The sequence below is a fragment of the Enterobacter sp. SA197 genome (assembly GCF_054131575.1).
The window spans coordinates 3,743,233-3,755,293 of record NZ_CP096393.1; the positions used below are offsets into that span (position 1 = coordinate 3,743,233).

Genomic DNA, 12,061 nt, shown 5'->3' on the forward strand with positions numbered 1-12,061 from the left:
CAGGTCGGTTACAAAGCCTTTCGGTTTAGCCTGCGTTACAAACCATAAAAAAAACGTACATCATGGCTATTTGTAGTGCTATGCTGCTGCCACATTGTTTAGTAAATTAAACACACGCTATGAATAAACCTTCTGAACTCTCCTGCGATGTGCTGGTTATCGGTAGTGGTGCCGCTGGCCTCTCCGTCGCTCTGCGTCTTGCAGAACACCACTCCGTGATCGTTTTAAGTAAAGGGCCGGTGAGCGAAGGCTCAACCTTTTACGCGCAAGGCGGTATCGCAGCGGTATTTGATGACACTGACAGCGTTGAATCCCATGTTGAGGACACGCTAATTGCCGGAGCGGGCATTGTCGATCGCCCCGCAGCCGAGTTTGTCGCAAGTCATGCGCGCCCGTGCGTTCAGTGGCTTATTGACCAGGGCGTGCTATTTGATACGCAGATCGATGCTAACGGTGGAGAAAGTTATCACCTGACGCGTGAAGGAGGTCACAGCCATCGTCGCATTCTTCACAGCGCTGATGCCACAGGAAAAGCGGTAGAAACGACGCTTGTGAGCAAAGCGCTCAGCCATCCTAATATTCATATTCTCGAACGCAGTAACGCCGTTGATCTCATCGTTTCCGACAAAATCAGCTTGCCCGGTACGCGTCGCGTTGTCGGGGCGTGGATATGGAACCGTAATAAAGAGAGGGTGGAGACCTGCCACGCCAAAGCCGTGGTGCTGGCGACAGGCGGTGCCTCAAAAGTGTATCAGTACACCACCAACCCGGATATCGCCTCTGGCGATGGGATTGCGATGGCATGGCGTGCAGGCTGTCGGGTTGCCAACCTGGAATTTAACCAGTTTCACCCCACCGCTCTGTTCCACCCGCAGGCGAGAAATTTTCTGCTGACAGAGGCACTGCGTGGTGAAGGTGCGCATCTAAAGCGCCCCGATGGGACCCGTTTTATGCCCGATTTTGACGAGCGAGAAGAACTGGCTCCGCGTGATATCGTTGCACGCGCCATCGATCATGAAATGAAGCGGCTTGGTGCCGACTGCATGTATCTTGATATCAGCCACAAACCCAAGGATTTTGTTCGCCAATATTTCCCGATGATTTATGAGAAATTACTCGGCCTTGGTATTGATCTGACCAAAGATAGTGTCCCTATTGTGCCGGCAGCGCATTACACCTGCGGCGGGGTGATGGTCGATGAGCATGGTCAGACGGACATAGAGGGGTTGTATGCCATCGGCGAAGTCAGTTACACCGGCCTGCACGGCGCAAACCGCATGGCCTCGAATTCGCTGCTCGAATGCCTGGTTTACGGCTGGTCTGCTGCAGAGGATATCGCCCGACGCATGCCCCATGTTCGTGCCACTGCCTCTCTGCCCGCCTGGGATGAAAGCCGCGTTGATGATGCTGACGAGCGGGTCATTATTCAACATAACTGGCACGAGCTGCGGCTATTTATGTGGGATTACGTGGGTATCGTTCGCACAACAAAAAGGCTTGAGCGCGCCCTGAGGCGCATCACTCTGCTGCAACAAGAGATAGATGAGTATTACGCCCATTTCCGCGTATCGAATAATTTGCTGGAACTGCGTAACCTGGTCCAGGTTGCCGAACTGATTGTCCGCTGCGCCATGCAACGCAAAGAGAGTCGTGGCTTACACTACACGCTGGATTACCCGGATATGCTGCCTGAATCCGGGCCAACGGTACTGGCGCCGCGCAACTACATGAATAGATAAAACGCCTGGGTTAATGCGGTGTAGCTGTCAGAATAGCGCTGATCTGCACCGCGAATCACCAGCCTGTCGGTAAAGCACTCACCGGGCGCAGGGGAAAACGCCAGCATCACCCGGTGAGGCAGCCGCACTTCATATTCGGTCACGTCTGTGCGTAAGCGCAGATGCCAGCCCATACTCAGCGCCTTCGCCGTAAAGGCGTCACTGACATCTACCGGTAAAATAACGCAAAAAAAGCCCTCTTCCGTAATAAGCGTTGCCGCGCATTCAAGCAGTGAATGATGATTCAGCGTGGTGGTGTAGCGCGCCTGCTCGCGCTGCGGCGTGGCACACTCTACTCCCTGCTCATAATAAGGCGGGTTGCTGACAATGAGATCGTAACGCGCCGTTTGCCCCTCGGCCCAGGTCATGACATCAGCATGATGCACCACCAGCCGGGAGGGCCACGGAGAAGCCAGTGCATTATCTCTCGCCTGAGACGCTGCGTCCTCTTCGAGCTCGATGGCGTCAATCACAACATTTTCAGCAGTACGCTGTGCAATCATCAGCGAAATCAGACCGCTTCCGGCACCAATATCAAGAATCCGTTTCGCACGGGAGACGGGGGACCATGCACCGAGTAAGATACCATCGGTACCGACTTTCATGGCGCAACGATCGTGTGCAACGAAGAACTGTTTAAACGTGAAGCCATCACGGCGCAGGTGAGCCTTTGGCTGGGGCATCTTTACAACCTCAATACGGAAACAGACGTAGCATAGGGTAAAGCGAAGCGCTGGAAAAGGAATAAGCAGACAAACAGATGAAGATTGCAGCCGTAACGTCTATAATCGGCGCCCCACACAGAGGTAGATAATGACTGTAACGACTTTTTCCGAACTCGAACTTGACGAAAGCCTGCTGGAATCTCTCCAGGAAAAAGGCTTCACACGCCCGACTGCCATCCAGGCTGCCGCTATTCCGCCTGCGCTTGAGGGGCGTGATGTTCTCGGTTCCGCACCGACAGGGACGGGGAAAACGGCGGCATATTTGCTGCCCGCGTTGCAGCATCTGCTGGATTTTCCGCGTAAAAAATCTGGCCCGCCACGTATTTTGATCCTGACGCCAACCCGTGAGCTGGCGATGCAGGTTGCCGACCATGCCCGCGAACTCGCGAAGCATACTCACCTGGATATCGCGACCATCACTGGCGGCGTTGCCTATATGAACCACGCCGAAGTGTTCAGTGAGAACCAGGATATTGTGGTGGCAACCACGGGGCGTTTGCTGCAATACATTAAAGAAGAGAATTTTGACTGCCGGGCTGTTGAAACGCTGATTCTGGATGAAGCGGATCGCATGCTCGACATGGGTTTTGCTCAGGACATCGAACACATTTCCGGTGAAACACGCTGGCGTAACCAGACCATGCTCTTCTCCGCCACGCTCGAAGGCGAAGCCATCAAAGACTTTGCTGAACGCCTGCTCAAAGAGCCTGCTGAAGTATCCGCTACGCCATCCACCCGTGAACGCAAGAAAATCCACCAGTGGTATTACCGTGCTGATAACTACGAGCATAAACTTGCGTTGCTCAAGCACCTGCTGAAACAAGACGATGCAACCCGTACGATCGTTTTTGTCCGTAAACGTGAGCGAGTGCATGAGCTGGCCTCTCAATTGCGTTCTGCAGGCATCGATAACTGTTATCTTGAAGGTGACATGCCGCAGGTGAAACGCACCGAAGGGATTAAACGCCTGACTGAAGGTCGCGTGAATGTCCTTGTGGCCACTGACGTGGCGGCGCGCGGTATCGACATCCCTGAAGTAAGCCATGTGATTAACTTTGACATGCCGCGCAGCGGAGATACCTACCTCCACCGTATCGGTCGTACAGGACGTGCTGGCCTAAAAGGTACGGCTATTTCTCTGGTTGAAGCCCATGACTATCTCCTGCTGCAGAAAGTGGGCCGCTACATTGAAGAGCCGGTGAAAGCGCGCGTGATAGATGAACTGCGCCCAACGACGCGCCCACCGAGCGAGAAAATGACCGGTAAGCCATCCAAGAAAGTGCTCGCTAAACGCGAAGAGAAGAAACAGAAAGAAAAAGAGAAGCCGCGCGTGAAAAACCGTCACCGCGATACCAAGAACATTGGTAAACGTCGTAAGCCAAGTGCGGCGGCCGCTCCTGAAAATCAGGGTAGTGAGGAATAAAAAAACGCCGGGGTAACCCGGCGTTTTCATTTCTGCGCCCGGTAATTACAGGCTTTCAGTAAAGGTACGAGCAATAACGTCGCGCTGTTGCTCCGGTGTCAGCGAGTTGAAGCGAACGGCATAACCAGAAACACGAATGGTCAGCTGTGGGTATTTTTCCGGATGTTCTACCGCATCAAGCAAGGTTTCACGACGCAGAACGTTAACGTTCAGGTGCTGCCCGCCCTCTACACGAACCTGAGGCTGAACTTCCATTGGGATTTCACGGTATTCGATTTCACCCAGCTTGCTCACGGCAACAACGTCATCTTCGGCATAACCTGCTTTCGCACAGACGCAACGCGCTTCGCCTTTTTCGCTATCGAGCAGCCAGAAGGAATTTAACAGTTCATCGTTAGCGGCTTTAGTAATCTGGATACCAGTAATCATGTTGTGCCTCCCTTGGGCATTATTTTTGATTTGACCGGTTTGTTAGCGGCCAATTGGTAAAACCATTGTTGCTTGAGTGTATATATACCCCCCACTCGACCCTGATTCTTTGATTAAAATCAAAGAAAACCACACCAAGAAAAGGGGAATGGCCGGAATTTATTGTTTTACATCAAGTTACGCCAACTGAAATAACTAATATTTTTTTCATTTTTCAACTTATTTTAGCGCAATGTTGCCGTTGTCCACGCCTGATTTTGTTACCGGGAAAGAAGCAGTTAAGCTAGTACCATGCAGAGCACCTGGAGAATACGATGACAACCCCATTAACCTGGCACGATGTGCTGGCGGAAGAAAAACAGCAGCCCTACTTTATCAACACTCTGAATGCCGTTGCCGCGGAGCGTCAGGCTGGAAACGTGATTTACCCTCCGCAAAAAGAGGTATTTAATGCGTTTCGCTTCACAGAACTTGGGCAGGTCAAGGTGGTGATTCTCGGTCAGGATCCCTATCACGGCCCCAACCAGGCACACGGCCTCTCTTTTTCGGTGCGTCCGGGAGTGGCCATCCCGCCTTCTCTTATGAATATGTATAAAGAACTTGAGCAGTCGATTCCCGGCTTCACCCGACCACAACACGGTTATCTGGAAAGCTGGGCGCGTCAGGGAGTGCTTTTACTCAATACCGTGCTCACCGTCAGGGCGGGGCAAGCACATTCGCATGCCAGTCTGGGCTGGGAAACCTTTACTGATAAAGTCATCAGCATCATCAATGAGCATCGTGAAGGTGTGGTGTTTTTACTCTGGGGAGCGCACGCGCAGAAAAAAGGGGCGATTATTGATGGCGGACGCCACCATGTTTTAAAAGCGCCACACCCTTCCCCACTGTCAGCCCATCGGGGATTTTTCGGTTGCCGTCACTTCGCTATGGCGAATGAGTGGTTGATTGAGAAAGGAGAAACCCCGATTGACTGGACACCGGTTCTACCGGCAGAGGAAGAGTAGAATAAACAGGCACGGCAGACTTTGACTGCCGTGCCTGTTTATAAGAGCCATTACGCTTTGTTCTGACGCCACCATTCGGCAAGCAACACGCCGGTTGCTACCGAAACGTTAAGACTTTCAACATTGCCAGATCCATTGATAGAGACGCTCAGGTCCGCGCTGTCGAGTGCCGCATCAGACAAACCATCGCGTTCCTGACCCAGCACCAGCACCATTTTCTTCGGCAGTGTCGCACTGAAGAGCGGCGTACCTTTATGGCTGGAAGTGGTAACGATGGCATAACCGGCTTTACGGAACGCGTCCAGCGCATCGAGGAAGCTGTCGCCCGTGATAGCCTGGACGTGTTCAGCCCCACCTTCAGCGGTACGCACCGCAGCACCGGACTCAATCACCGCCGCATCCTGTAACAGGACACCTTTCACGCCGAAATGCGCGCAGCTGCGCATCATGGCGCCAAGGTTGTGCGGGTTGCCGATATCTTCCAGTGCCAGTACACAATCTTCTTCACTCGCCCGGGAGACCCACTGCTGAACGCTGGTGCCGTTACGTTTTTTAATGAGGAAGCATACGCCACCATGATGTTCAGTACCGGACGCTTTCGCCAGTTCTGCATCATCAACCACGTGATAGGCTTTACGGTTTGCAGCCATCCAGCGCAGGGCCTCTTTAAAGCGCGGGGTCACGCTCTGCACAAACCAGGCGCGGACAATGCAATCCGGGCGGCTGCTAAAAAGCGCCTGGCAGGCATTTTCGCCATACACTCGGGTCTCTTCAGCGCGCTGACGACGTAATACCTCAGGGTCGATAAAGCTTTTACCGCTAATACCACCGTGATCGGCTTTCGCCGGTGCGTCATCAAAGGGTGCACGGGAAACGGTACGCCACGGAGAATCGCCCTGAGGACGTTCACGGTCACGACCGCGGTCATTGCTTCGCTCTTCGCGAGCAGGACGACGGCCACTGTTTTTCTCTTCGCGAGCGGGGCGACGACCCGCGTCAGTACGAGACGATCCGCTACGAGCTGGCCCTTTCCCGGTACGCGGGTTCTGGCTGCGTTTATCGGAATCATCATCACTGCGGACATACATCACTTTGACTTTGCCGCTTTTGTTTTTCAGTTCATCGTTCATGCTTTTCTCCACCAGCGCTGCGCGAAGCGCGCAGATTACCTGATGTGCCGACGCTTAGCCATTAATTCGTTCAAAAGCTACTGACTATTATATTCATTGAATAAATCGCATTGTCGTTTAGATCTCGCTCACCGATAATATGTAACATATGAGAAACATATCGGCCCTGAGCCACTCTGTACCAACGCTTCCCTGAGGTTAGTTATGAATACCGTATGTGCAAGCTGCCAGGCGTTAAACCGCATTCCCGCAGAACGGGTCAATGATGTTGCAAAATGTGGTCGTTGCGGGCATGAGCTATTTGATGGCGACGTCATCAACGCGACAGGCGACACTCTGGATAAACTGCTTAAAGACGATCTCCCCGTTGTGGTCGACTTTTGGGCACCCTGGTGTGGCCCCTGTAAGAGCTTTGCGCCGATCTTTGAAGACGTGGCGGAAGAGCGCAGCGGCAAAGTGCGCTTTGTGAAAGTGAATACCGAAGCCGAACGCGAACTGAGTGCGCGTTTTCGCATTCGAAGCATCCCGACCATTATGCTTTTCAAAAATGGTGAAGTCGTCGACATGCTCAGCGGCGCGGTGCCTAAAGCCCCGTTTGACAGCTGGCTGAACGAATCACTTTAATTCCTCCGGGGGCACATCGCTTGTGCCCCTTTCGTTGCTCTGCGACAATGGCGTTTTTCGTGCAATTCTCATGACTGATAACGCTGTTCTCCAACTCCGGGCTACACGTCTTGCCCGTTCAACGCGTCCCTTTCTTGCCCGTGGTAATAGGGTTATTCGCTGCCAGGGATGCCTGCTGCCAAGAAAACGCTGCCTGTGCGATACGGTAAAACCAGTAACCGCCCGCAGCCGTTTCTGTCTGGTGATGTATGACACTGAACCGATGAAACCCAGTAATACCGGGCGCTTAATCGCCGATATCCTTCCGGATACCCTTGCTTTTGAATGGTCCCGCACCGAGCCGCCCCAGGCGCTGATAGACTTATGCACCAGCAATGACTATCAGCCAATGGTCGTCTTCCCTGCCTCTTATGCCGGAAGTGAACGCGAGGTCTTAGCCGCACCACCTTCCGGTAAGCCCCCGCTCTTTATTATGCTGGACGGCACCTGGACCGAAGCGCGCAAAATGTTCCGCAAAAGCCCCTGGCTCGACGCACTGCCGGTTATCTCTGTCGATCTGGCACGGGTCTCCGCTTACCATTTGCGCGAAGCCCACGCAGAAGATCAGTATTGCACTGCCGAAGTGGCCATCGCACTGCTGGATATTGCCGGTGACGGGGATGCCGCAAAAGGCCTTGGCAGCCACTTTTCTCTTTTTCGCGAACGTTATCTTGCTGGTAAATCACATCATCAAAGACGTATCACAGCAGAATCCGCACAAAACGTTTAAAATCATCAGGTCACTCTTTTACGGAGACCGGTATGAGTCAACGCGGGCTGGAAGCGCTACTACGTCCTAAATCGATTGCGGTGATTGGAGCCTCCATGAAACCGGAACGCGCCGGTTATCTGATGATGCGTAATCTACTGGCAGGCGGGTTTGCTGGCCCTGTTCTGCCGGTGACCCCCGCTTACAAGGCCGTGCTGGGTGTGCTTGCCTGGCCGGAGATAAGCCAGTTGCCCTATGTACCCGATCTGGCGGTATTGTGCACTCATGCAAAGCGTAATCTTCCTTTGCTGGAGGCGCTGGGTAAAAAAGGATGTAAAACCTGCATTATCCTCTCTGCGACACCCGAGCAGCATGCTGAGCTGCTCGCCTGTGCCAGCCGCTATCAGATGCGCTTGTTAGGCCCCAACAGCCTGGGACTGCTTGCCCCCTGGCAGGGGCTTAATGCCAGCTTTTCGCCGGTGCCCATTACCCGCGGGAAGCTGGCGTTTGTCTCCCAGTCAGCGGCCGTGTCCAATACCATCCTTGACTGGGCGCAGCAACGTGAGATGGGATTCTCTTACTTTATTGCGTTGGGTGACAGTCTGGATATTGATGTGGATGAGTTGCTTGATTTTCTCGCCCGTGACACTAAAACCAGCGCCATTCTGCTCTATCTGGAACATTTAAGCGATGCCCGCCGCTTTGTTTCTGCGGCACGTAGCGCCTCCCGAAATAAACCCATTCTGGTTATTAAAAGCGGTCGTAGCCCGGATGCTCAGCGTCTGCTACAAACGCCGTCAGGTCTTGATCTGGCGTGGGATGCAGCTATCCAGCGCGCTGGCCTGCTTCGCGTTCAGGATACCCACGAGCTTTTCTCCGCCGTTGAGACCCTGAGCCATATGCGCCCCCTTCGTGGGGATCGTTTAATGATTATCAGTAATGGTGCCGCACCTGCGGCCCTGGCGCTGGATGAACTGTGGTCGCGTAACGGTAAGCTGGCCACGCTCAGCGAAGAAACACTAACGATGCTCCGTAATGCACTTCCGGATTACGTAAGCGTAGGAAATCCTCTGGATCTCAGGGATGATGCCGGTAACGAACGCTATATTGCAGCGCTGAATATTTTACTGGATAGCCAGGAGTATGACGCACTGATGGTGATTCATTCGCCGAGCGCCGCCGCACCAGGAATGGAAAGCGCGCAGGCCCTGATTAATACCCTTAAATCGCACCCGCGCGGCAAATATATCACCGTGTTAACCAACTGGTGTGGCGAGTTTTCATCTCTTGAAGCACGGCGTTTATTTAGTGAAGCGGGACTACCAACCTATCGCACCCCGGAAGGGACCATCACCGCATTTATGCATATGGTTGAGTACCGCCGGAACCAGAAACAGTTACGTGAAACCCCAGCCCTTCCTCTTCATCTGGCCGCCAACACCGCCGAAGCCCATCGCCTGTTACAACAGGCGGTTTCCGAAGGGGTCACCACCCTTGATACACATGAAGTGCAGCCAATCCTGAACGCATGGGGTATTCAAACTCTACCGACCTGGATTGCGGGAGACAGCGCAGAAGCGGTACATATAGCCGGACAGATTGGTTACCCGGTGGCATTAAAATTACGTTCACCGGACATTCCGCATAAATCGGAAGTTCAGGGTGTGATGCTTTACCTACGTACCGCTTCTGAGGTGCAGCAGGCGGCAAATGCCATCATCGATCGTGTAAATATGAACTGGCCTCAGGCACGCATCCACGGGCTTCAGGTTCAGAGCATGGCCAACCGTGCCGGGGCGCAGGAGCTGCGTGTAGTCGTAGAACACGATCCCGTCTTTGGGCCGCTGATTATGTTGGGTGAAGGCGGCGTCGAGTGGCGCGCGCAGGATCAGGCCGCTGTTGCCCTTCCCCCGTTGAACATGAACCTCGCCCGCTATCTTGTTATCCAGGCCATTAAAAATAAGAAAATCCGTGGCCGCAGCGCATTGCGTACGCTGGATATTGCCGGCCTGAGCCAGTTTCTGGTGCAGGTTTCAAACCTTATCGTTCACTGCCCGGAGATACAGCGGCTCGATATCCATCCGCTTCTGGCGTCGGGCAACGAATTTACTGCGCTGGATGTGACGCTCACGGTTGCAGGCTATGATGGCGAAGGAGAGAGTCGTCTGGCGATTCGCCCCTATCCGCAACAACTGGAGGAAGGGGTCATTCTTAAAAACGGCGAAGCCTGCCTTTTCCGCCCCATTCTCCCCGAAGATGAGCCGCAGTTGCAGCAGTTTATCGCGCGGGTGACGAAGGAAGATCTTTACTATCGTTACTTCAGCGAGATCAACGAATTTACCCATGATGATTTAGCGAACATGACGCAGATCGACTACGATCGGGAAATGGCTTTTGTCGCCGTACGCCGTACGGGTGAGTCAGAAGAAATCATGGGCGTCACGCGGGCAATTTCCGATCCGGACAACATCGATGCTGAGTTTGCAGTACTGGTAAGGTCCGATTTGAAAGGTCTGGGGCTTGGAAGACGTTTACTGGAAAAGCTCATCAGTTATACGCGGGATCACGGACTTAAACGTTTGAATGGTATTACTATGCCCAATAATCGCGGCATGGTTACGCTTGCGAGAAAGCTGGGATTCGATGTCGACATTCAGTTAGAAGATGGCATTGTAAGTTTATCTTTGAATCTGGTGCCGACCGGTGAAACATAAGTAAGCTACTGGAAATGTTGCGCACTTTACCACTTACTGGTGTTATCATCGTCCGCTTCTGTCGATTTCATCGTACAGAGGCCCTTTCAATAAACAGAGAAGATACGCACTGTGATGTTGTCAAAATTTAAGCGTAATAAACATCAACAACACCTTGCCCAACTACCTAAGCTAACTCAGTCAGTTGATGATGTAGAGTTTTTCTACTCTCCCTCTCATTTCAGGGAGAATCTGCTCGAGAAAATCGCCAGCGCTACGCGCCGCATCTGTATTATCGCGCTCTATCTTGAGCAGGATGATGGCGGTAAGGCTATTCTGAGCGCTCTTTATAATGCCAAACGTCTGCGTCCGGAACTTGAAATTTGTGTGCTCGTTGACTGGCACCGTGCACAGCGTGGCCGTATCGGTGCTGCGGCATCCAATACCAATGCTGACTGGTACTGCCGGATGGCGCAGGAAAATCCAGGCATTGAGATCCCGGTTTACGGTGTGCCCGTCAACACTCGCGAAGCATTAGGCGTCCTGCACTTCAAAGGCTTTATTATTGATGACAGCGTGTTTTACAGCGGTGCCAGCCTGAACGACGTCTATCTGCACCAGCACGATAAATACCGCTACGACCGTTATCAGCTGATTCGCAATCCGCAGATGGCAGACATCATGCTGAACTGGGTTAAACAGAATCTGATTGAAGGCCGGGGCGTTAACCGTCTGGATAATGCGCAGCGCCCCAAAAGCCCTGAAATTAAAAATGATATTCGCCTCTTCCGCCAGGAGTTGCGGGATGCGACTTATCATTTTCAGGGTGACGCGGATAACGAACAACTGGCGGTGACCCCACTCGTTGGGCTTGGTAAATCCAGTCTGCTGAATAAAACAATTTTCCATTTGATGCCCTGCACGGAAAATAAGCTGATCATTTGTACCCCCTATTTCAACCTGCCCGCCGTGCTGGTGCGCAATATCATCCAGCTTCTGCGTGATGGAAAAAAAGTTGAAATTATCGTGGGTGATAAGACAGCAAATGACTTCTTTATTCCCGAAGATCAGCCCTTCAAAATCATCGGCGCACTGCCTTATCTCTACGAGATAAATCTGCGGCGCTTCCTGAGTCGGCTGCAATATTATGTCAACACCGATCAGTTGGTTGTGCGCTTATGGAAAGACGACGATAACAGCTATCACCTGAAAGGAATGTGGGTCGATGATGAGTGGATGCTGCTAACGGGGAATAACCTCAATCCGCGCGCCTGGCGTCTGGATCTTGAAAACGCGATTCTGATCCATGATCCTCAGCAGCAGTTAACGGCACAGCGTGACAAAGAGCTGGAGCTTATTCGCACACACACAACGGTCGTGAACCACTATCGCGATCTACAAAGCATCGCCGATTATCCGGTCAAAGTGCGCAAGCTCATCCGCCGTCTGCGTCGAATCCGCATTGATAAGCTTATTAGCAGGATCCTTTAACCTATAAGCCTCATCC

General features: G+C 52.8%; 10 protein-coding genes. 7 read left to right on the forward strand and 3 right to left on the reverse strand.

The features are described 5' to 3' along the window. The first annotated feature begins 119 nt into the window (after positions 1-119). A complete protein-coding gene (nadB, locus tag M1D91_RS17630; protein WP_437434407.1) occupies positions 120-1,739 on the forward strand; it encodes an L-aspartate oxidase in 1,620 nt (539 codons plus the stop codon). On the opposite strand, the gene trmN is transcribed toward nadB, so the two are convergent. Further along, entirely contained in the window at positions 1,724-2,461 is a 738-nt protein-coding gene (trmN, locus tag M1D91_RS17635; protein WP_437434408.1) for a tRNA(1)(Val) (adenine(37)-N(6))-methyltransferase TrmN, read from the reverse strand. The two genes, nadB and trmN, sit on opposite strands and share 16 nt — an antisense overlap. 130 nt (positions 2,462-2,591) lie before the next feature. Here trmN and srmB point away from each other — a divergent pair, with 130 nt between their 5' ends. Continuing rightward, complete coding sequence (srmB, locus tag M1D91_RS17640) at positions 2,592-3,926, forward strand: ATP-dependent RNA helicase SrmB (protein ID WP_437434409.1); 1,335 nt, start codon at positions 2,592-2,594, stop codon at positions 3,924-3,926. 45 nt (positions 3,927-3,971) lie between these two features. On the opposite strand, the gene grcA is transcribed toward srmB, so the two are convergent. After that, positions 3,972-4,355, reverse strand: a complete 384-nt coding sequence (grcA, locus tag M1D91_RS17645; RefSeq protein ID WP_437434410.1) for an autonomous glycyl radical cofactor GrcA — start codon at positions 4,353-4,355, stop codon at positions 3,972-3,974. Between the two features lie 314 nt (positions 4,356-4,669). Between grcA and ung the strand changes: the two genes are divergently transcribed. Beyond that, the gene (ung, locus tag M1D91_RS17650; protein ID WP_437434411.1) at positions 4,670-5,359 is read left to right on the forward strand and encodes a uracil-DNA glycosylase; all 690 of its coding nucleotides are present in this window, start codon (positions 4,670-4,672) and stop codon (positions 5,357-5,359) included. A 50-nt stretch (positions 5,360-5,409) separates the two neighbouring features. On the opposite strand, the gene M1D91_RS17655 is transcribed toward ung, so the two are convergent. After that, on the reverse strand, positions 5,410-6,489 hold the full coding sequence (locus tag M1D91_RS17655; protein ID WP_437434412.1) for a tRNA/rRNA methyltransferase: 1,080 nt from the start codon (positions 6,487-6,489) through the stop codon (positions 5,410-5,412). 204 nt (positions 6,490-6,693) lie between these two features. Here M1D91_RS17655 and trxC point away from each other — a divergent pair, with 204 nt between their 5' ends. From trxC to pssA, 4 genes are all read left to right on the forward strand, one after another. Then, a complete protein-coding gene (gene trxC, locus M1D91_RS17660) occupies positions 6,694-7,113 on the forward strand; it encodes a thioredoxin TrxC (protein WP_437434413.1) in 420 nt (139 codons plus the stop codon). Between the two features lie 70 nt (positions 7,114-7,183). Next, positions 7,184-7,882 (forward strand): tRNA-uridine aminocarboxypropyltransferase, encoded by a 699-nt coding sequence (locus tag M1D91_RS17665; RefSeq protein WP_437434414.1) that lies wholly within the window; start codon positions 7,184-7,186, stop codon positions 7,880-7,882. A gap of 32 nt (positions 7,883-7,914) precedes the next feature. Then, positions 7,915-10,575, forward strand: a complete 2,661-nt coding sequence (locus M1D91_RS17670; protein ID WP_437434415.1) for a bifunctional acetate--CoA ligase family protein/GNAT family N-acetyltransferase — start codon at positions 7,915-7,917, stop codon at positions 10,573-10,575. Positions 10,576-10,689: 114 nt separating this feature from the next. Beyond that, the gene (pssA, locus tag M1D91_RS17675; RefSeq protein ID WP_437434416.1) at positions 10,690-12,045 is read left to right on the forward strand and encodes a CDP-diacylglycerol--serine O-phosphatidyltransferase; all 1,356 of its coding nucleotides are present in this window, start codon (positions 10,690-10,692) and stop codon (positions 12,043-12,045) included. Positions 12,046-12,061 lie beyond the last annotated feature (16 nt).

Bases quoted from the DNA above. Each gene is read 5' to 3' on its own strand.
- nadB (WP_437434407.1), top strand. From the start codon at position 120: ATGAATAAACCTTCTGAACTCTCCTGCGATGTGCTGGTTATCGGTAGT.
- trmN (WP_437434408.1), bottom strand. From the start codon at position 2,461: ATGCCCCAGCCAAAGGCTCACCTGCGCCGTGATGGCTTCACGTTTAAA.
- srmB (WP_437434409.1), top strand. From the start codon at position 2,592: ATGACTGTAACGACTTTTTCCGAACTCGAACTTGACGAAAGCCTGCTG.
- grcA (WP_437434410.1), bottom strand. From the start codon at position 4,355: ATGATTACTGGTATCCAGATTACTAAAGCCGCTAACGATGAACTGTTA.
- ung (WP_437434411.1), top strand. From the start codon at position 4,670: ATGACAACCCCATTAACCTGGCACGATGTGCTGGCGGAAGAAAAACAG.
- M1D91_RS17655 (WP_437434412.1), bottom strand. From the start codon at position 6,489: ATGAACGATGAACTGAAAAACAAAAGCGGCAAAGTCAAAGTGATGTAT.
- trxC (WP_437434413.1), top strand. From the start codon at position 6,694: ATGAATACCGTATGTGCAAGCTGCCAGGCGTTAAACCGCATTCCCGCA.
- M1D91_RS17665 (WP_437434414.1), top strand. From the start codon at position 7,184: ATGACTGATAACGCTGTTCTCCAACTCCGGGCTACACGTCTTGCCCGT.
- M1D91_RS17670 (WP_437434415.1), top strand. From the start codon at position 7,915: ATGAGTCAACGCGGGCTGGAAGCGCTACTACGTCCTAAATCGATTGCG.
- pssA (WP_437434416.1), top strand. From the start codon at position 10,690: ATGTTGTCAAAATTTAAGCGTAATAAACATCAACAACACCTTGCCCAA.